This window comes from Achromobacter sp., assembly GCF_057314935.1.
The window spans coordinates 1-17,788 of record NZ_DBHKZA010000012.1 but is presented as its reverse complement, the minus strand read 5'-3'; the positions used below and the strand labels follow the sequence as shown (position 1 = coordinate 17,788).

23 protein-coding genes are annotated in these 17,788 nt (G+C 62.7%); 16 read left to right on the top strand and 7 right to left on the bottom strand.

Going from position 1 to position 17,788, the window contains the following annotated elements:
• The first annotated feature begins 3 nt into the window (after positions 1-3).
• The 14 genes from fusA to ACO6D5_RS06335 all read left to right on the top strand — a co-directional run bounded on the left by fusA (position 4) and on the right by ACO6D5_RS06335 (position 9,582).
• On the top strand, positions 4-2,106 hold the full coding sequence (fusA, locus tag ACO6D5_RS06400) for an elongation factor G (RefSeq protein WP_315846925.1): 2,103 nt from the start codon (positions 4-6) through the stop codon (positions 2,104-2,106).
• Positions 2,107-2,181: 75 nt separating this feature from the next.
• Entirely contained in the window at positions 2,182-3,372 is a 1,191-nt protein-coding gene (gene tuf, locus ACO6D5_RS06395; protein WP_035214420.1) for an elongation factor Tu, read from the top strand.
• A 74-nt stretch (positions 3,373-3,446) separates the two neighbouring features.
• Entirely contained in the window at positions 3,447-3,758 is a 312-nt protein-coding gene (gene rpsJ / locus ACO6D5_RS06390) for a 30S ribosomal protein S10 (RefSeq protein ID WP_003806903.1), read from the top strand.
• A 465-nt stretch (positions 3,759-4,223) separates the two neighbouring features.
• Entirely contained in the window at positions 4,224-4,913 is a 690-nt protein-coding gene (gene rplC / locus ACO6D5_RS06385; protein WP_006227019.1) for a 50S ribosomal protein L3, read from the top strand.
• A 4-nt stretch (positions 4,914-4,917) separates the two neighbouring features.
• Entirely contained in the window at positions 4,918-5,538 is a 621-nt protein-coding gene (gene rplD, locus ACO6D5_RS06380) for a 50S ribosomal protein L4 (RefSeq protein WP_006216558.1), read from the top strand.
• A complete protein-coding gene (rplW, locus tag ACO6D5_RS06375) occupies positions 5,535-5,831 on the top strand; it encodes a 50S ribosomal protein L23 (RefSeq protein WP_006216557.1) in 297 nt (98 codons plus the stop codon). Before rplD ends, rplW begins: the two co-directional genes overlap by 4 nt.
• Positions 5,832-6,659 (top strand): 50S ribosomal protein L2, encoded by an 828-nt coding sequence (gene rplB / locus ACO6D5_RS06370; protein ID WP_006227020.1) that lies wholly within the window; start codon positions 5,832-5,834, stop codon positions 6,657-6,659.
• A gap of 12 nt (positions 6,660-6,671) precedes the next feature.
• Entirely contained in the window at positions 6,672-6,947 is a 276-nt protein-coding gene (gene rpsS, locus ACO6D5_RS06365; RefSeq protein ID WP_006216555.1) for a 30S ribosomal protein S19, read from the top strand.
• A gap of 3 nt (positions 6,948-6,950) precedes the next feature.
• On the top strand, positions 6,951-7,280 hold the full coding sequence (rplV, locus tag ACO6D5_RS06360) for a 50S ribosomal protein L22 (protein ID WP_006227021.1): 330 nt from the start codon (positions 6,951-6,953) through the stop codon (positions 7,278-7,280).
• Between the two features lie 9 nt (positions 7,281-7,289).
• Complete coding sequence (gene rpsC, locus ACO6D5_RS06355; protein ID WP_006227022.1) at positions 7,290-8,084, top strand: 30S ribosomal protein S3; 795 nt, start codon at positions 7,290-7,292, stop codon at positions 8,082-8,084.
• Between the two features lie 2 nt (positions 8,085-8,086).
• A complete protein-coding gene (gene rplP / locus ACO6D5_RS06350) occupies positions 8,087-8,503 on the top strand; it encodes a 50S ribosomal protein L16 (RefSeq protein WP_006216552.1) in 417 nt (138 codons plus the stop codon).
• Positions 8,504-8,514: 11 nt separating this feature from the next.
• Positions 8,515-8,706 (top strand): 50S ribosomal protein L29, encoded by a 192-nt coding sequence (gene rpmC, locus ACO6D5_RS06345; protein ID WP_003806912.1) that lies wholly within the window; start codon positions 8,515-8,517, stop codon positions 8,704-8,706.
• A 2-nt stretch (positions 8,707-8,708) separates the two neighbouring features.
• Positions 8,709-8,990, top strand: coding sequence for a 30S ribosomal protein S17 (gene rpsQ, locus ACO6D5_RS06340; protein WP_006227023.1), 282 nt, complete (start codon positions 8,709-8,711; stop codon positions 8,988-8,990).
• Between the two features lie 88 nt (positions 8,991-9,078).
• Complete coding sequence (locus ACO6D5_RS06335) at positions 9,079-9,582, top strand: hypothetical protein (RefSeq protein WP_485824926.1); 504 nt, start codon at positions 9,079-9,081, stop codon at positions 9,580-9,582.
• Positions 9,583-9,629: 47 nt separating this feature from the next.
• On the opposite strand, the gene ACO6D5_RS06330 is transcribed toward ACO6D5_RS06335, so the two are convergent.
• Genes ACO6D5_RS06330 through ACO6D5_RS06305 form a run of 6 tightly spaced genes read right to left on the bottom strand, consistent with a single transcriptional unit; the run spans position 9,630 to position 15,348 of the window.
• Positions 9,630-10,697: a branched-chain amino acid ABC transporter permease gene (locus ACO6D5_RS06330; RefSeq protein ID WP_315527182.1), complete on the bottom strand. Its 1,068-nt coding sequence runs from the start codon at positions 10,695-10,697 to the stop codon at positions 9,630-9,632.
• Positions 10,698-10,709: 12 nt separating this feature from the next.
• Entirely contained in the window at positions 10,710-11,720 is a 1,011-nt protein-coding gene (locus ACO6D5_RS06325; protein ID WP_006227026.1) for a branched-chain amino acid ABC transporter permease, read from the bottom strand.
• Positions 11,717-12,469 (bottom strand): ABC transporter ATP-binding protein, encoded by a 753-nt coding sequence (locus ACO6D5_RS06320; RefSeq protein WP_088588562.1) that lies wholly within the window; start codon positions 12,467-12,469, stop codon positions 11,717-11,719. Before ACO6D5_RS06320 ends, ACO6D5_RS06325 begins: the two co-directional genes overlap by 4 nt.
• On the bottom strand, positions 12,466-13,236 hold the full coding sequence (locus ACO6D5_RS06315) for an ABC transporter ATP-binding protein (protein WP_485824925.1): 771 nt from the start codon (positions 13,234-13,236) through the stop codon (positions 12,466-12,468). The genes ACO6D5_RS06320 and ACO6D5_RS06315 overlap by 4 nt, the downstream gene beginning before the upstream one ends.
• A 15-nt stretch (positions 13,237-13,251) precedes the next feature.
• The gene (locus tag ACO6D5_RS06310) at positions 13,252-14,424 is read right to left on the bottom strand and encodes a substrate-binding domain-containing protein (RefSeq protein ID WP_485824924.1); all 1,173 of its coding nucleotides are present in this window, start codon (positions 14,422-14,424) and stop codon (positions 13,252-13,254) included.
• 15 nt (positions 14,425-14,439) lie between these two features.
• Positions 14,440-15,348 (bottom strand): alpha/beta fold hydrolase, encoded by a 909-nt coding sequence (locus ACO6D5_RS06305; RefSeq protein WP_485824923.1) that lies wholly within the window; start codon positions 15,346-15,348, stop codon positions 14,440-14,442.
• A gap of 161 nt (positions 15,349-15,509) precedes the next feature.
• On the opposite strand from ACO6D5_RS06305, the gene ACO6D5_RS06300 reads away from it, so the two are divergent.
• Positions 15,510-16,469 (top strand): helix-turn-helix domain-containing protein, encoded by a 960-nt coding sequence (locus tag ACO6D5_RS06300; RefSeq protein ID WP_315527195.1) that lies wholly within the window; start codon positions 15,510-15,512, stop codon positions 16,467-16,469.
• A 25-nt stretch (positions 16,470-16,494) separates the two neighbouring features.
• Here the strand turns inward: ACO6D5_RS06300 and ACO6D5_RS06295 are convergent, their stop codons facing one another.
• Positions 16,495-17,001, bottom strand: a complete 507-nt coding sequence (locus tag ACO6D5_RS06295) for a DUF2938 domain-containing protein (protein ID WP_485824922.1) — start codon at positions 16,999-17,001, stop codon at positions 16,495-16,497.
• Positions 17,002-17,070: 69 nt separating this feature from the next.
• On the opposite strand from ACO6D5_RS06295, the gene ACO6D5_RS06290 reads away from it, so the two are divergent.
• Positions 17,071-17,745 (top strand): ArsR/SmtB family transcription factor, encoded by a 675-nt coding sequence (locus ACO6D5_RS06290; RefSeq protein ID WP_485824921.1) that lies wholly within the window; start codon positions 17,071-17,073, stop codon positions 17,743-17,745.
• Positions 17,746-17,788: the final 43 nt, after the last annotated feature.

Genomic DNA, 17,788 nt, shown 5'->3' with positions numbered 1-17,788 from the left:
ACCATGGCCCGCAAAACCCCGATCGAGCGCTATCGCAACATTGGTATCTCTGCGCACATCGATGCAGGGAAGACCACCACGACCGAACGTATCCTGTTCTACACCGGCGTCAATCACAAGATTGGCGAAGTGCATGATGGCGCAGCCACCATGGACTGGATGGAACAAGAGCAAGAGCGTGGCATCACCATTACGTCGGCAGCAACGACGGCGTTTTGGCGTGGCATGGCGAAGAACTATCCCGAACACCGCATCAACATCATCGACACCCCGGGGCACGTGGACTTCACCATTGAGGTGGAACGTTCCATGCGCGTCCTGGACGGTGCTTGCATGGTCTACTGCGCAGTGGGTGGCGTTCAGCCCCAGTCCGAAACCGTGTGGCGCCAAGCCAACAAGTACGGCGTGCCGCGTCTGGCCTTCGTCAACAAGATGGACCGCACCGGCGCCAACTTCTTCAAGGTCTATGACCAGCTGAAGAATCGCCTGCGCGCCAATCCCGTGCCGATCGTGATCCCGATCGGTGCCGAAGACACGTTCCAAGGCGTGGTCGACCTGGTCAAGATGAAGGCGATCATTTGGGACGAAGCCAGCCAAGGCATCAAGTTCGACTACCACGAGATCCCCGCTGAACTGGTTGATCAAGCCAACGAATGGCGTGAAAAGCTGGTTGAAGCCGCCGCTGAGTCGTCGGAAGAACTGATGAACAAGTACCTGGAAACGGGTTCCTTGGACGAAGAAGAAATCAACCTGGCCATCCGCCAACGCACCATCGCTGGCGAAATCCAGCCGATGCTGTGCGGCACCGCCTTCAAGAACAAGGGCGTGCAGCGCATGCTGGATGCCGTCATCGACTACCTGCCTTCGCCCGTGGACATTCCCGCGGTTGACGGCATGGACGACGATGGCAATCCCGTCAAGCGTGAAGCTGACGATGGCGAGAAGTTCTCGGCTCTGGCATTCAAGCTGATGAGCGATCCGTTCGTGGGTCAATTGACCTTCGTGCGCGTTTACTCGGGCGTCCTGAAGTCGGGCGATACGGTCTACAACCCCATCAAGGGCAAGAAGGAACGTATCGGCCGCATTCTGCAGATGCACGCGAACAACCGCGAAGAAATCAAGGAAGTGTTGGCAGGCGACATCGCCGCTGTGGTGGGTCTGAAAGACGTGACCACCGGCGAAACGCTGTGCGACATCGACTCCCACATCCTGCTCGAACGCATGATTTTCCCCGAGCCCGTGATTTCGCAGGCCGTGGAACCGAAGTCGAAGGCTGACCAGGAAAAGATGGGTCTGGCGCTGTCGCGTCTGGCTCAGGAAGATCCGTCGTTCCGCGTGCGCAGCGACGAAGAATCCGGCCAAACCATCATTTCCGGCATGGGCGAGCTTCACCTGGAAATTCTGGTCGACCGCATGAAGCGTGAGTTCGGCGTTGAAGCCAACGTCGGCAAGCCGCAAGTGGCCTACCGTGAAACCATCCGCAAGACCTGCGACGAAGTGGAAGGCAAGTTCGTCAAGCAGTCGGGCGGCCGCGGCCAGTACGGTCACGTGGTGCTGAAGGTCGAGCCGTTGCCTCCTGGCGGTGGTTTCGAATTCGTGGACGCCATCAAGGGCGGTGTGGTTCCTCGCGAATACATCCCCGCAGTGGACAAGGGCATCCAGGAAACGCTGCCTTCGGGCGTGTTGGCTGGCTACCCGATCGTCGACGTCAAGGTCACGCTGTTCTTCGGTTCGTACCACGATGTGGACTCGAACGAAAACGCGTTCAAGATGGCCGGCTCCATGGCATTCAAGGAAGGTCTGCGCAAGGCCAGCCCCGTGCTGCTGGAACCGATGATGGCCGTTGAAGTCGAAACGCCGGAAGACTACGCTGGTACCGTGATGGGCGATCTGTCCTCGCGTCGCGGCATGGTCCAAGGCATGGACGACATGGTCGGCGGCGGCAAGACCATCAAGGCTGAAGTGCCCCTGGCCGAGATGTTCGGTTACGCCACGAACCTGCGTTCGCTGACGCAAGGTCGTGCCACGTACACGATGGAATTCAAGCATTACTCCGAGGCTCCCAAGAACGTCGCTGACGAAGTCATCGCCGCTCGGGCCAAGTAAATAACCCTAGCCAGGTCCGCCCATCCGGGCGGCCTGGCAGATTCAAGTTTCCTTGAAAGTTAAAGGATAGAGATCATGGCAAAAGGCAAGTTTGAACGTACCAAGCCGCACGTGAACGTGGGTACGATTGGTCACGTTGACCACGGCAAAACGACGTTGACGGCAGCTATCACGACCGTTCTGTCGAACAAGTTCGGTGGCGAAGCCAAGGGCTACGACCAGATCGATGCGACTCCTGAAGAAAAGGCTCGCGGCATCACGATCAACACCGCCCACGTCGAGTACGAAACGGAAGCGCGTCACTACGCGCACGTTGACTGCCCGGGCCACGCTGACTATGTGAAGAACATGATCACGGGCGCGGCGCAAATGGACGGCGCGATCCTGGTTGTGTCGGCCGCTGACGGCCCGATGCCGCAAACGCGTGAACACATCCTGCTGAGCCGCCAAGTTGGCGTGCCGTACATCATCGTCTTCCTGAACAAGGCTGACATGGTTGACGACGCCGAGCTGCTCGAGCTGGTGGAAATGGAAGTTCGCGAACTTCTGTCGAAGTACGACTTCCCGGGTGATGACACCCCGATCGTCAAGGGTTCGGCCAAGCTGGCGCTGGAAGGCGACAAGGGCGAACTGGGCGAACAGGCCATCATGAACCTGGCTGCCGCTCTGGATTCGTACATCCCGACGCCTGAGCGTGCCGTTGACGGCGCGTTCCTGATGCCGGTTGAAGACGTGTTCTCGATCTCGGGTCGTGGCACGGTGGTGACCGGCCGTATCGAACGCGGCGTGGTCAAGGTCGGCGAAGAAATCGAAATCGTGGGTCTGGTTCCGACGGTCAAGACGACTTGCACGGGCGTTGAAATGTTCCGCAAGCTGCTCGACCAAGGTCAAGCCGGCGACAACGTGGGCATCCTGCTGCGCGGCACCAAGCGTGAAGACGTCCAGCGCGGCCAAGTTCTGGCCAAGCCGGGCTCGATCACCCCGCACACGGACTTCACGTCCGAGGTGTACATCCTGTCCAAGGAAGAAGGCGGCCGTCACACTCCGTTCTTCCAAGGCTATCGTCCCCAGTTCTACTTCCGCACGACGGACGTGACGGGCACGATCGAGCTGCCGGCCGACAAGGAAATGGTTCTGCCGGGCGACAACGTGGCCATGACGGTCAAGCTGTTGGCTCCCATCGCCATGGAAGAAGGTCTGCGTTTCGCCATCCGTGAAGGCGGTCGTACCGTCGGCGCCGGCGTCGTCGCCAAGATCCTGAAGTAATTCGGATCACTTAAGCAGCAAACAATCAGCGAGGGCGCATCGTCGCCTTCGCCTCTCGTTCTTTAGGAAACGCCATGAAAAACCAAAAGATCCGTATCCGCTTGAAAGCCTTCGATTACAAGCTGATCGATCAATCGGCCGCTGAAATCGTCGACACCGCCAAGCGTACCGGCGCCGTCGTCCGCGGTCCGGTGCCGCTGCCCACGCGTATCCGTCGCTACGACGTTCTGCGTTCGCCGCACGTCAACAAGACGTCGCGTGACCAGTTCGAAATCCGTACCCATCAGCGCTTGATGGACATCGTTGATCCCACCGACAAGACCGTTGACGCGCTGATGCGTCTGGACCTGCCGGCCGGCGTCGACGTCGAAATCGCGCTGCAGTAAGGCGTACCGGGCCTGCTACCTTCGCCGGTAGGCTCGAAAAAATGGCCGTATTCCTTCGGGAGTGCGGCCATTTTGTTTTTTCAGCGGTGTTTGGCGGTGATCCGCCGCAGGCATGGCGTCCGAACTTTCGCGGCCCTGTCCGCAGGTTAGCGGGCGCTCACTGTCCCAGCAGGGACCTGTTTTCGAGGTCGCTGGCGGCGCCGTGCCACACTGTGGCAAAACTGCCGCTGGGCACACGCCCCAAGAGGGCTAAGTGCTTGTGCTGACTGGAAAAATCGTGCTAATATGCCAAGCTTGCCATTTTGTGGCAAGACTGACTATGGGAACGGGATGGCGGGATGGGCTAAAACCCAACTGATCCCCCCAAATTACTCCCCAACCCAGGTTAAACATAGTCGTAGGGCAAAGGCCGTTACCTTTTGCCCGATTAGCCCCGACCAATCGCAGTCGGGAATGGAGAAAACGATGTCGAATTCGACACCCACGCCCGCCGCTCACCGGCTGGGGCTGGTGGGTCGCAAGGTCGGCATGACCCGCATTTTTACCGAGGAAGGTGAATCCATCCCGGTGACCGTGCTGGACGTGTCGAACAACCGCGTGACCCAAGTTAAGTCGCAGGAAACCGACGGCTACGCCGCGATCCAAGTGACTTATGGCACTCGTCGTGCCTCGCGTGTGGTTCAGCCGCAAACGGGCCACTACGCCAAAGCCGGCGTTGAAGCCGGTAGCATCCTCAAAGAATTCCGCCTGGATCCCGCCCGCGCTGCTGAATTTGCAGCCGGTACCGTGATCGCCGTGGAATCCGTGTTCGAAGCCGGCCAACAGGTCGACGTGACGGGCACGACCATTGGTAAAGGCTTCGCCGGTACCATCAAGCGTCACCACTTCGGTTCGCAACGCGCTTCGCACGGTAACTCCCGTTCGCACCGCGTTCCCGGCTCGATTGGTCAAGCACAAGATCCGGGCCGTATTTTCCCGGGTAAGCGCATGGCTGGTCACCTGGGTGATGTCACCCGCACCGTTCAAAACCTCGACGTCGTTCGCGTTGACGTTGAGCGCGGCCTGCTGCTGGTCAAGGGCGCTGTCCCCGGCCACGCTGGCGCCGACATCGTCGTGCGCCCGGCCATCAAGGCCCCGGCCAAGAAGGGAGCGTAAGTAAATGGATCTCAAGCTCCTGAACGACCAAGGTCAGGCCGCTGCTACGTTCAGCGCGCCCGATACGATCTTCGGCCGTGACTTCAACGAAGCACTGATTCATCAGATCGTGGTGGCTTTCCAAGCCAATGCCCGTGCCGGCAACCGCGCTCAGAAGGATCGTGCCGAAGTTAAGCACTCGACCAAGAAGCCCTGGCGCCAGAAGGGTACCGGCCGCGCACGCGCTGGTATGACTTCGTCGCCGCTGTGGCGTGGCGGTGGTCGGATTTTCCCGAACTCGCCCGAAGAGAACTTCAGCCAGAAGGTCAACAAGAAGATGTACCGCGCCGGGATCCGTTCGATCTTGTCGCAACTGGCTCGTGAAGACCGTATCGCCGTTGTCGAATCGTTTGATCTGGAATCGCCCAAGACCAAGGCTGCTGCTGCAAAGCTGAAGAGCCTGGGCCTGGACTCGGTCCTGATCATCACCGACAGCGTTGATGAGAATGTTTACCTCGCCACCCGCAACCTGCCGCACGTTGCTGTTGTCGAGCCCCGTTATGCCGATCCGTTGTCGCTGGTCCACTACAAGAAAGTGCTGATCACCAAGCCGGCCATCGCTCAACTCGAGGAGATGCTGGGATGAACGCTGAACGCTTGATGCAAGTCATTCTGGCTCCGATCGTGACCGAAAAGGCCACGTTCGTCGCTGAGAAGAATCAGCAAGTCGCTTTCCGTGTCGTGGCTGACGCTACCAAGCCGGAAATCAAGGCTGCCGTCGAACTGCTCTTCAAGGTGCAGGTCGAGTCCGTGCAGGTCCTCAACCGTAAGGGCAAAGTCAAGCGCTTTGGCCGATTCGTTGGCCGTCGCCGTAATGAGCGCAAGGCTTACGTGTCGCTCAAGGACGGCCAGGAAATCGACTTTGCGGAGGTGAAGTAAATGGCCCTCGTAAAAGTTAAGCCGACTTCGGCCGGCCGCCGTGGCATGGTGAAGGTTGTCAGTCCCAACCTGCACAAGGGTGAGCCCTACGCGCCGCTGCTGGAAAAGAAGACCCGTGGTTCTGGCCGTAACAACAACGGTCACATCACGATCCGCCATCGTGGCGGCGGTCACAAGCAACACTACCGCTTGGTCGACTTCCGTCGTGATAAGGACGGTATCCCGGCGAAGGTTGAGCGTCTGGAATATGACCCCAACCGTACGGCGCACATCGCTCTGCTGTGCTACGCCGACGGCGAACGTCGTTACATCATCGCTCCGCGTGGTCTGGAAGTGGGTGCCACTGTGCTGTCGGGCATCGAAGCCCCGATCCGCGCCGGCAACACCCTGCCGATCCGCAACATCCCGGTGGGTACGACGATTCACTGCGTCGAAATGCTGCCTGGCAAGGGTGCTCAGATGGTCCGCTCGGCTGGCGCTTCCGCCGTCCTGCTGGCTCGCGAAGGCATCTACGCTCAGGTTCGTCTGCGCTCGGGTGAAGTCCGCCGTGTGCACATCGAATGCCGCGCCACCATTGGTGAAGTCGGTAACGAAGAACACAGCCTGCGCCAAATCGGCAAGGCCGGTGCAATGCGTTGGCGTGGTATCCGCCCGACGGTCCGTGGCGTTGCCATGAACCCGGTGGATCACCCGCACGGTGGCGGTGAAGGCCGTACCGGTGAAGCACGCGAACCGGTCAGCCCGTGGGGTACTCCGGCGAAGGGTTTCAAGACCCGTCGCAACAAGCGGACGAACAATATGATCGTCCAACGGCGCAAGCGCAAGTAAGAGGCGAACACTATGTCACGTTCGATCAAGAAAGGCCCGTTTGTCGATGCTCACCTGATCAAAAAGGTGGACACGGCCGTCGCGGGCAAAGACAAGAAGCCGATCAAGACCTGGTCGCGTCGTTCCACGATCCTGCCCGAGTTCATCGGTCTGACGATCGCTGTGCACAACGGCAAGCAGCATGTCCCCGTGTACATCAACGAGAACATGGTCGGTCACAAGCTGGGCGAGTTCGCGCTGACCCGTACGTTCAAGGGTCACGCTGCGGACAAGAAGGCGAAGAGGTAAGCGATGGAAACTACTGCCATTATCCGTGGGGTGCACATCTCGGCACAGAAGACCCGTCTGGTTGCGGACTTGATCCGTGGTCAGAAGGTCGGCCGTGCGCTGGAGATCCTCACCTTCTCGCCGAAGAAGGCTGCCGTCATCCTGAAGAAGGCTGTCGAGTCCGCCATCGCCAACGCCGAGCACAACGACGGCGCCGATATCGACGAACTGAAAGTCACCACGATTTTTGTGGACAAGGCTCAGTCGATGAAGCGCTTCTCCGCTCGCGCCAAGGGCCGCGGCAACCGTATCGAGAAGCAGACCTGCCATATCACGGTCAAGGTCGGAGCTTAAGGAGTCACGATGGGTCAGAAAATTCACCCCACTGGGTTCCGTCTCGCGGTCACCCGTAATTGGTCCTCGCGTTGGTTCGCCGACGACAAGGCCTTCGGCACGATGCTTGCCGAAGACATTCGCGTTCGCGAGTACCTGAAGAAGAAGCTCAAGAGCGCCTCCGTTGGTCGCGTGATCATCGAGCGTCCGGCCAAGAATGCCCGCATCACCGTCTACTCGGCTCGTCCGGGCGTGGTGATCGGCAAGCGCGGCGAAGACATCGAAAGCCTGAAGGCTGATCTGCAGCGTCTGATGGGCGTGCCCGTGCACGTCAACATCGAAGAAATCCGCAAGCCGGAAACCGATGCTCAACTGATCGCCGACTCGATCTCGCAACAGCTCGAGAAGCGCATCATGTTCCGTCGCGCAATGAAGCGCGCGATGCAGAACGCAATGCGTCTGGGTGCCCAAGGCATCAAGATCATGAGCGCCGGCCGTCTGAACGGTATCGAAATTGCCCGCACCGAGTGGTATCGCGAAGGCCGTGTGCCGCTGCACACCCTCAAGGCCAATATCGACTACGGCACCTCCGAAGCCCACACGACCTATGGCGTGATCGGCATCAAGGTCTGGGTCTACAAGGGCGACATGCTGGCTAACGGCGAATTGCCGCCGGAAACCGCTGCCCCGCGCGAAGAAGAACGTCGTCCGCGCCGCGCTCCGCGTGGTGATCGTCCGGACGGTGCTCGCACCGGTCGTCCGGGTGGTCGTGGTCGTGGTGGTCCCCGCAAGGCGGACGCTGCTCCGGCGCCTGAAGGAGAATAACCATGCTGCAACCCTCTCGCAGAAAGTATCGCAAAGAGCAGAAGGGCCGCAACACCGGTCTGGCGACCCGTGGTACCCACGTGTCGTTCGGCGAATTCGGTCTGAAGGCCACCGGCCGTGGCCGTCTGACCGCTCGCCAGATCGAAGCCGCTCGTCGTGCTATCAATCGTCACATCAAGCGTGGCGGCCGTATCTGGATTCGCATTTTCCCGGATAAGCCCATCTCGCAGAAGCCCGCCGAAGTCCGTATGGGTAACGGTAAGGGCAATCCTGAGTACTGGGTCGCTGAAATTCAGCCCGGCAAAGTGCTCTACGAAATGGAAGGTGTGAGCGAAGAGATCGCGCGTGAAGCTTTCCGCCTGGCCGCTGCCAAGCTGCCGATTTCGACCACGTTCGTCGCGCGTCATATCGGTGCTTAAGGAGTACTAACATGAAAGCTAGCGAACTCCGTTCGAAAGACGCCGCCGAGCTCGGCAAAGAGCTCGAAAGCCTGCTGAAGGCACAATTCGGTCTGCGTATGCAGAAGGCCACGCAGCAACTGGCCAACACCAGCCAGCTGCGCAACGTGCGTCGCGACATTGCGCGCGTTCGTACCTTGCTGACCGAGAAGGCAGGGAAATAAACATGAGCGAAACTCAAAACACCCAAGTGGCCAAGCGCCAGCGTACGCTGGTTGGCAAGGTCGTCAGCAACAAGATGGACAAGACTGTCGTTGTGCTCGTCGAGCGCCGCGTCAAGCACCCCATCTTCGGCAAGATCATCGTGCGCTCCGCGAAGTACAAGGCACACGACGAATCGAACCAATTCAACGAAGGCGATACGGTTGAAATCGCTGAAGGCCGTCCCATCTCGCGCTCGAAGTCGTGGCGTGTGGTGCGTCTGGTTGAAGCCGCACGTATCATCTAAGTAGTCATCGGAACGGTTCGCCGTTCTGATATAAAACGGCAAGGGCTAAACCCCTTGCCGTTTTTTTTCGTCTTTGAGATCTATGCCAATGCGGGTAAATGACATCGTGCGCAGCGCCCTGATGGCCGGCATGCTTGGCGCGGCGCTATGCGCGGCCACCGCTGCCACGGCGCAACGCGCCGATTCCGGCGCCGACGTGACGGCAGCCTCGCCGGTGGATGATCCGCGCGCGGGCAAGAACGTCTTGAACGCGGGGCCCGAGCCGCGCGTCAAGCTTCCCGCTGGATCGTCGGACCACGCCGCCATCTTCGGCACGGACAACGAGGACGAGCAGGCGTTGGCGTCGCAAGAGCAAGCGCTGCAGGCGCAGCGCAATCAACTGATGTTGCTTGAACGGCTGCTCAAGCAGAAACCCGTGGATGCGGCGACGGCGCCGCCTGCCATGATGCCGTTGAACACCGGCTCCGCGATGAAGCCCCTGGCGCCGACCCCGGCCGGCTCGCAACTGGACCGCGGCAAGATCGATGAGATGCAGCGGCGTGTCGACGGTCTGCGGCGCGAAGCAGACACGCTACGCCAGAGCGGAAAGTAGGGCGGCGGATCGCGCCCTGGCGCCGCGCGTGGCTCCGTTCATGGGAATCAATGCCGCCGCGCCAGTTCGCGCAGCCGTCCCGCGATGCCTGTCGGGAAGTAATACACCGACACCACGAACAGGATGCCCAGCCATAGCAGCCAGCGGTCCGGCTCGAACAGCAGGGCCAGCGGCGCCACGCCGGAGACGGCATCGTGGATCACGTGCAGGCCGTCCTGCAGATAGCTCTGCGCAAACACGAAGAGGCTGGCGCCCACCACGGCGCCGTACATGGTGCCCATGCCACCGATCACCAGCATCAGCAGGATGTTCAGCATGATCTCGAACGACAGCGAGGTGTCCGGGCCGTTGTAGCGCAGCCAAAGCGCGTACATGGCGCCGGCCAGCGTGGCGAAGGCGGCCGCCAGCAGATTGGACAGGCTGCGGTACAGCACCGTGCGATACCCGATGGCTTCGGCGCGGAAGGGGTTTTCGCGAATGGCTTGCAGCACCCGGCCAAACGGCGAATTCACGATACGCAGCAGCATCAGGAACAGTACCGCGCAGACCGCGGCGATCAGGTAGTAGGTGATGATGCGGCCGTCGACCGTGACGCCGAACAGCGGTTCTGACAGCGGCCGGAACGCCGGACGCAGTATCTGGGGCACCTTGAAATTCAGGCCGTCTTCGCCGCCGGTGAAGTCCGACAGCTGCGACACCAGCGTCTGGAACGCGGCCGCGACCGCCAGCGTGATCATGGCGTAGAAGATCGCGCGCACCCGCAGGCTGGCAAGCCCGATCAACAGGGCGAAGGCCAGCGATACGACCAATGCGCCACCGACGCCGGCGAATACCGCGGCCCAGCCTGGCTCCATCCGGATGCTGGCGATCGCCACACCGTAGGCGCCGATGCCGAAGAACATGGTGTGCGCGAAGCTCACGATGCCCGTGTAGCCCAGCAGCAGGTCGTAACTGGCCACGAGGATCACGAACACCAGGATCTTGGCGGCGACCGCCAACGATTTGGGGCCGGGAAAGAGAAACGGCGCCGCGGCAAGCAGGGCGACAACGGCAATCAGCGCGAGCGCCAGGAGGGTGCTGCGCGGCGGGTCGCCGGAGAGCAGGCGGAAAGACATGTCGGCGGGCTCCTAGCGGTTCGTGACCGGATATACGCCTTGTGGACGCCACAACAGAATGGCGACCATCAGCGCGATATTCGAGAACAGGGCGGCTTTGGGTACGAGAAAGCCGGTGTAGTTGGCCATCAGGCCCACCAGCAGCGCCCCGATGAGGCAACCCACGGTCGAGCCCAGCCCGCCGATCATGATCACGATGAAGATCAGCACGTTCACCTGCGCGCCCAGCTGCGGCACCACCGACTGTTGATACATGCCCCACAGCACGCCGCCCAGCCCGGCGAGCATCGACCCGGCGACGAAGACACCGACGAACAGGTGCCGGATGCGGTAGCCCAGGCTTTCCACCATTTCGCGGTCTTCCACGCCGGCGCGTATCAACAAACCCAGCTTGGTGCGGTTCAGCAGCCACAGCATGCCGCCCAGTACCAGGATGCCGACGGCCAGCGCCACGATCCGGAACTTCTCGATCGCCGCATCTCCCAGCAGGAATGCGCCGCGCAACGCCTCGGGCAGCGGCAGGGACAGCGTCTGCGGTCCCCAGATCATCTTGATGATCTCTTCACCGATGATCATGCCGCCCATGGTGATCAGGATCTGCTTCAGGTGCTGGCCATACACCGGCCGCACGATCACGCGTTCGAACGCCAGGCCCACGGCACCCGCCACCAGCATGCCCACGATCATGGCGGGCAGCACCGCAGCCAGGTTCATCCACAGGCTGCCTGTCTGGGTCCAGTCGGCCATGCCGCCAAGCACCGTCGCCGCCATGTAGGCGCCGATGGCGATGAAGAGGCCGTGCCCGAAGTTCAGGACGTCCATCAGGCCGAACACCAGCGTCATGCCCGAGGCCACGATGAAGATGATCATGCCCATCGCCAGGCCCGCGAGCGTCAGCGTGACCCAGGTTGAAAAGGAGCCCACCAGCGGCAACGCGATGGCGGCCAGCGCGGCGACGAGCAGCACGGGGCGCAGGTCCGCGCGGGTGCGGGGCAACGGGGTATCGATATCCAGGGTGCTCATTGATGGCTTCCCAACGACAGGCCAAGCAGGCGTGTCTGTAGTGCTTCGTCTTGCGCGAGCTCGCGCATGCTGCCCGCATGGACGACGCGGCCGTTGTCCATGATCGCGACATGATCGCCGACCTGCTGCGCGAAGTTGAAGTTCTGTTCGACCAGCAGGATGGTGGTGGACGCTTCCTTGAGTTCGAGGAAGGCATCGATCATGTTCTGGATGATGGCGGGCGCAAGCCCCTTGCTGGGCTCGTCGATCAGCAGCAGCCGGCGCGGCTCGATGATGGCCCGGGCCACCGCCAGCATCTGCTTCTGGCCGCCCGACAGCTTGCCGGCTGGATGCAGCCAGAATTTCTTGAGCGCAGGAAAAAAACCGAAGATCCATTCCAGCCGCGCGGTGTCGAGCTGGTCTGCGCTGCGCGCCTGCCGCGCGGCGAGCAAGATGTTCTCCTTCACGGACAAGTCTGCAAAGATGCCCATGTTCTCGGGCACGTAGGCCATGCCCATGCGCGCCATGTCGGGCGGCGATTTGCGTGTGCCGGGTCCGCCGATGGGCGTGCCGTCAAACGTCACCTGGCCTTGCGAGGCCCGCCACAATCCCATGATCGTGCGCAGCGTGGTGGTCTTGCCGGCGCCGTTGCGGCCCAGCAGCATGGTGACGCCCGCGGATGGCACAGCCAGGTCGACGCCGTGCAGGATGTGGTACGCGCCGATGTGGGTATGCACCCCTTGCAGTTCCAGCAGCATCGGGGCGCTCATGCCGGGGTCTCCGTCGGGCTCATGCCCAGATAGGCCTGCTGCACGATGGGCGAGGCGATCACGGTGGCGGGGTCGCCGTCCGCCATCAACCGGCCGTTGTGCAGCACGACGATCCGGTCGGCCAGCTCGCGCACCACATCCATCTTGTGCTCCACCAGCAGGATCGTCTTGGTTCGGTCGTTCTTGATTTCGCGGATCAGTTCCAACACCACCGGCACGTCGTCCACGCTCATGCCGGCGGTCGGCTCATCGAACATGAACACCTGTGGTTCCAGCGCGATCAGCATCGCGATTTCCAGCTTGCGCTGGTCGCCATGCGGCAGGTCCGCGGCGGCGTGGTCGCGGCGCGCGGACAAGCGGGTGCGGTCGAGCAAGGCATCCGCGCGGGCCAAGAGCTGGCGATCGTCGTCCCAGGTGCGCCAGAAGCGGATCTGGCGCCAGCTCATGCCCTGCTGGCGCGATTGCAGCGCCAAGCGCACGTTCTCATGCACCGACAAACGCGGGAACAACTGCGTCAGCTGGAACGCGCGGCCCAGGCCGGCGTGCATGCGTGCCGGCGCCGACAGCGAGGTCAGGTCCCGGCCATTCAGCCGCACCGACCCGGCGCTTGCGCGCAACTGGCCAGAGATCAAATTGAAGTAGGTGGTCTTGCCCGCGCCGTTGGGGCCGACGATGGCCGTCAGCGTGCCAGGCGCATAACTGCAGCTGACGTCATTGACGGCCACGTGCCCGCCGAAACGGATGGTGAGCGATTGGGTTTCCAACATCGCAGCGGCGTGCCTTCAGCGTTTGTTCTGGATCGGCACGCTCATCTGGTCGGGCGTGATTTCCTTGACCAGGTCCTGCACCGCCCATGGCACCGAGGGATCGTTCTTGATGCGGAAGTGGTACATGCTTTGCATGGCCTGGTGATCTTCGGGCCGGAACGTCATCTTGCCCTTGGGCGTGTCGAAGCTCATGCCCTCCATGGCCTTGATGAGCTTGTCCGTATCCGAATCGCCGGCGGTCTTGTTCAGGGCCGCCACGATGGCGATCCCGGACGACATGCCGCCCGCCGTGAAGAAGTCGGGCGGCTGGCCGTAGCGCTTCTGGTGTTCGGCGACCAGCCAGTCATTGATCGGATTCTTGGGAATGCCGTAGTAGTAATAGGTGGCGCCTTCCATGCCCGCCAGCGATTTCAGCGGCGTCATCGCGGCCAGCGTATTGCCGCCCGTGGCGATTTCAATGCCGAAGCGCTTGGGGTCCAGATCAGCGATCTTGAAGGGGTTGCCCGCGCCCGCCCACAGGATGAAAATGATCTTGCGGCCAGGCTTGTCTTTCAACGCATCGAACAGCCGCTGCGCGCCCGCCGTGAAATCGGTGGCGTTGGCGGGCAGGTATTCCTCGTGCACGATCTTGGCGTTCTTCAGCGCGCCCTTGAAGGCTTTCACGCCGTCGCGGCCGAAGGCATAGTCTTGCGCCAGCATGGCGATGGACGTGCCCGCCTGGTCGAACGCCACTGCGTTGGCGATGGCGTCCTGCGACGAATTGCGGCCAGTGCGGAAGATGTACTTGTTCCACTTTTCTCCCGTGATGGAGTCCGCCACGGCGGGTTCCACCAGCAAGATCTTTTCATACTCTTCGGCAATCGGCAGCATGGCCAGCGCCACGCCGGACGAGGTCGGGCCGACGGCGATGTCGGCGTTGTCGTCCGCGTAGGCGGACGCCAGCTGCGCGCGGGCCACGTCGGGCTTGCCCTGGTTGTCCTTTTCAATCACGCGGATCTTGCGGCCCGCCACGGTCATCGTGCCTTGGGTGGCGTATTCCAGGCCCAGCATCAGGCCGTTCTGCGTCTGTTTGGCGTAGGCCTCCAGCGGCCCCGTCTTGTCATAGACGTGGGCGACGACGAAGTCTTTCGCCGCGGCCGCCGAATTCATGCAGAGGGCTGCCAGCGCGGCAAGCAGAATGCGATTCATGGATGTCTCCTGTTGTCAGCGGGCGAGGCCGGCCGCCGTGTGGTCATGCATGGGGTCCGGCGTGGCAAGGAACCGGCGGATGGCGTCGATCTGCGGCGCCACGTTCAGCGCAGGCGCATGGCCGCAATCGGGGAAGTCGATGCGCGTCGCGCGCGGTCCGCGCTGCGTCATCGCGTGCGCGACTTCGGGCAGCAGCAGATCGGACTCGGCGCCGCGCAGCAGCAGCACCGGCATGCGCAGCGAGTCGTAGCCGCGCCAGCGGTTGTAGTCGTCGGGGTGATGGCTGAACTGCCCCACGATGGCAGGGTCGTAGTGCGCGGTGACGCGGCCGTCCGGCAGACGGCGTACCGATGTCTCGGCCATCCGGCGCCATTGCTCGTCGCTTTGCCACCCATAGGGCTTGTAGGCGACGCGCAGCCAGGCTTCCAGTTCGGTGACGGTGTCGAACGCGGGCGGATTGCCGGCGTACGCCAGGATACGGTCGATGGCGGGCTGGGGCAGTTCGGGGCCGATGTCGTTGACGACCAGATGCGAGATCCGGCCGCAGAGCGTCGTGGCGGCGGCGTGCATGCCGGTGGCGCCACCCATCGACGTGCCGACCCAGCGCACGCGCGCAAGCGACAGGCTGTCCGCGAGGGAACGGGCCAGGCGCGCGTAGAAATCCAGTTGGTACTCGGCGACGGGGTCCGGGCTCCACTGCGACAGGCCGCGGCCGATCGTGTCGGGGCAGATGACGTGGTAGTCATCCGCCAGCGCGTTGGCCAGTTCGTCGAAGTCGCGGCCTGTGCGGGCCAGGCCGTGCCACATGATGACGGGGGGCGCGCCGGCGTCGCCCCATTCGGTCACGTGCAGCTCGCGGCCTTCGCAGCGCAGATAGCGCGAAGCCGGCGTGTGGCGGGCGGCCGTTGCGGGCGCGTGTGCCATGAGTCTCCTCCCGGGTTGTCCAGGTTGTGTGCTTATCGGGCTGACTATAGACTTGCGCCAAACGCATCCACAATGCGCCGCGCACCCCAGAGCAGGGTGAGTCAAGAAGTTGTAGACGCAAGATCAATTTGCGCTTCCCGCCGCGTACAGGAGACCGCGCCATGTCCGATACGGAATTCGCCATTTCGGCCAGCGCCGGCGCCGAGCGGCGCGAGCAATGGCGCGAGGCGCTGTCGGATGCGTTCGGTCCGTTCGAAGTCCATGGCGGCATGCCGGCCCATTTTGCCGGGCATGTGCGCTACGCGCGCCGCGCCAGCCTGCAGTTCAATGACCTGCACTATCAGGGACAGAAGCTGGAGCGCACGGCGGGCAACGTGTCGCGGCTGGACCAGGAGTTCTATACCTTCGGCCTGCCGCTGGCCGGTCCGTTGGCCGTGCGGCAGCAGGGCCGCGAGTTCCAGGTGGAGCCGGGCTGCGTGTACCTGATGAACCAGAGCCTGCCCTACCAGGCGACGGCGGTTGGGGCGTCGGGCTATCGCAGCCTGAGCGTGTCGTTCCCGCGCAGCGCGCTGTCGCAACGGGATTCCCGCATCGGCGCCTTCTACAAGCTGCGCGTCGACGACGGGTCACCGCGCGGCGCGATGCTGGCCAGCTATATGGACCACCTGTTCAAGGGCATGGAGGGCTGGTCCGATACCGAAGTGACGGAACTGGGCGAACGCCTGATCGACCTGATCGTGCTGTTCCTGGTGCAGTCGGGGCAGGGGCATGCGTCGGAATCCGATAGCAGCGTCACGGTGGCCCACCGGCAGCGCGTGCTGGCCTATATCCGGCAGCATCTGGCCGACCCGGCGTTGTCGCCGCAGCAGGTGGCGCAGGGCTGCGGCGTGTCGGTGGCCTACCTGCACCGCATCCTGCGCGCAGGCGGCCTGTCGGCGGAGTCCTTCATCTTCGATCAGCGCCTGGACAAATGCCGCGACCTGTTGCTGAGCCCGCAGCATCGCCATCGCAGCATCGCCGAACTGGCGTACCAAGTGGGCTTTTCGCATCCCTCGCATTTCAGCCGCCTGTTCAAGCAGCGTTTCGGCATGACGCCGCGGGACATGCGGGCAAGTTCGTAGGGCGCGCCGGGATCCCGGCGGGGCATCAGCCCCCGTAGACCTTCGTCAATATCCACGCGGTCAGGTACAGGCCGGCACCGAATACGGCATGCGCGATCAGGCTGCGCAGGCGCGCCGTGTTCGGGCGCGGGGTCTTGCTGGCCGCGATGCCGGCGCCCATGCCCGGCTGCAGGATGAAGAAGGGCGCCGCCACGCTCAAGATGCCGAACAGCAGGGCGGGCGCCAGCGTGGGTTGCGCCGTCCAGGGCTCGCCCACGACGCCCAGCAGCATCGCGGCGAAGATGATGCCGATGCCGTAATGTGCGGCCCAGCCCAGCAACGCTTCGCCGCGCACGGGTTCGGCACGGGCGATGTTCTCGTGCCGGAAGCGGCCGCGGGGCAGATGTCCGATCCATCGGCCCACCATCGCGAAGTTCAGGGAAGGGATGCCGAAGCAGCGCTTGAGGAACAGCGCCCATACGTCCATCGCCAGCGTGGCGCCCGCGCCGATCAGCACGGCGCGTTGGAGGAATTCAAGCAGGGCTGGGGTCACGAGGCGGCATCCTTATTTAATACATTCAATTTATTGATTGAATGTTAGAGCGATGATATCGTGATGTCAATGAAGCCACCAGACAGCCCTCAACCTTCCCAGCGCTTTGACGCGCTTGCCGAGATCGCCAAGACCCTGGGGCAGGCCCATCGCCTGGCCTTGCTTGAGCACATCGCGCAGGGCGAACGCGCGGTCGAACGGTTGGCCGAGCTGGCCGGGCTGTCTGTCGCCAATACGTCGCAGCATTTGCAGCACCTGCGCCGCGCCGGCTTCGTGCAGACCCGGCGCGACGGCAAGCGGGTGCTGTACCGGTTGGGGCCGGGCCCGATCGCGCCGCTCTTGGCCGCGTTGCGCGGCTATGCCGAGCATCAGCATGCAGAGATCCGGGAAGTCATCGCCGACAGCATCCATCAGCGTGACCGGCTGGATGGCATCTCCATTGAGGATCTGCTGGGCATGCTGGACAGCGGCGGCGTCGTGCTGCTGGACGTGCGGCCTCCTGATGAGTTCGCCCAAGGCCATTTGCCGGGCGCCATCAATATCCCGACCGAAGACCTGGAACACCGACTGGCCGACCTGCCCGCGGGCGCCGATGTCATCGCCTACTGTCGGGGGCCCTATTGCGTGCTGTCCACCGACGCCGTGGCGGCTTTGCGCGCGCATGGCGTGGCGGCGCGCCGGCTGGACGCCGGTTTCCCGGAGTGGAAGGCGGCGGGCCTGCAGGTGGAAGCCGCATCCGCATGAACCCCTGCGTCGTCCAGATAATAGAAAAGCCCCGCGACGCAAT

Bases quoted from the DNA above. Each gene is read 5' to 3' on its own strand.
- ACO6D5_RS06320 (WP_088588562.1), bottom strand. From the start codon at position 12,469: ATGAGCGCCCCGATGCTGCTGGAACTGCAAGGGGTGCATACCCACATC.
- rpsQ (WP_006227023.1), top strand. From the start codon at position 8,709: ATGAGCGAAACTCAAAACACCCAAGTGGCCAAGCGCCAGCGTACGCTG.
- rpsC (WP_006227022.1), top strand. From the start codon at position 7,290: ATGGGTCAGAAAATTCACCCCACTGGGTTCCGTCTCGCGGTCACCCGT.
- rplW (WP_006216557.1), top strand. From the start codon at position 5,535: ATGAACGCTGAACGCTTGATGCAAGTCATTCTGGCTCCGATCGTGACC.
- rplV (WP_006227021.1), top strand. From the start codon at position 6,951: ATGGAAACTACTGCCATTATCCGTGGGGTGCACATCTCGGCACAGAAG.
- rpsJ (WP_003806903.1), top strand. From the start codon at position 3,447: ATGAAAAACCAAAAGATCCGTATCCGCTTGAAAGCCTTCGATTACAAG.
- ACO6D5_RS06290 (WP_485824921.1), top strand. From the start codon at position 17,071: ATGAAGCCACCAGACAGCCCTCAACCTTCCCAGCGCTTTGACGCGCTT.
- tuf (WP_035214420.1), top strand. From the start codon at position 2,182: ATGGCAAAAGGCAAGTTTGAACGTACCAAGCCGCACGTGAACGTGGGT.
- ACO6D5_RS06310 (WP_485824924.1), bottom strand. From the start codon at position 14,424: ATGAATCGCATTCTGCTTGCCGCGCTGGCAGCCCTCTGCATGAATTCG.
- ACO6D5_RS06335 (WP_485824926.1), top strand. From the start codon at position 9,079: ATGCGGGTAAATGACATCGTGCGCAGCGCCCTGATGGCCGGCATGCTT.
- ACO6D5_RS06300 (WP_315527195.1), top strand. From the start codon at position 15,510: ATGTCCGATACGGAATTCGCCATTTCGGCCAGCGCCGGCGCCGAGCGG.
- rplP (WP_006216552.1), top strand. From the start codon at position 8,087: ATGCTGCAACCCTCTCGCAGAAAGTATCGCAAAGAGCAGAAGGGCCGC.
- ACO6D5_RS06315 (WP_485824925.1), bottom strand. From the start codon at position 13,236: ATGTTGGAAACCCAATCGCTCACCATCCGTTTCGGCGGGCACGTGGCC.
- ACO6D5_RS06305 (WP_485824923.1), bottom strand. From the start codon at position 15,348: ATGGCACACGCGCCCGCAACGGCCGCCCGCCACACGCCGGCTTCGCGC.
- rplD (WP_006216558.1), top strand. From the start codon at position 4,918: ATGGATCTCAAGCTCCTGAACGACCAAGGTCAGGCCGCTGCTACGTTC.
- rplC (WP_006227019.1), top strand. From the start codon at position 4,224: ATGTCGAATTCGACACCCACGCCCGCCGCTCACCGGCTGGGGCTGGTG.
- rpmC (WP_003806912.1), top strand. From the start codon at position 8,515: ATGAAAGCTAGCGAACTCCGTTCGAAAGACGCCGCCGAGCTCGGCAAA.
- rpsS (WP_006216555.1), top strand. From the start codon at position 6,672: ATGTCACGTTCGATCAAGAAAGGCCCGTTTGTCGATGCTCACCTGATC.
- rplB (WP_006227020.1), top strand. From the start codon at position 5,832: ATGGCCCTCGTAAAAGTTAAGCCGACTTCGGCCGGCCGCCGTGGCATG.
- ACO6D5_RS06325 (WP_006227026.1), bottom strand. From the start codon at position 11,720: ATGAGCACCCTGGATATCGATACCCCGTTGCCCCGCACCCGCGCGGAC.
- fusA (WP_315846925.1), top strand. From the start codon at position 4: ATGGCCCGCAAAACCCCGATCGAGCGCTATCGCAACATTGGTATCTCT.
- ACO6D5_RS06330 (WP_315527182.1), bottom strand. From the start codon at position 10,697: ATGTCTTTCCGCCTGCTCTCCGGCGACCCGCCGCGCAGCACCCTCCTG.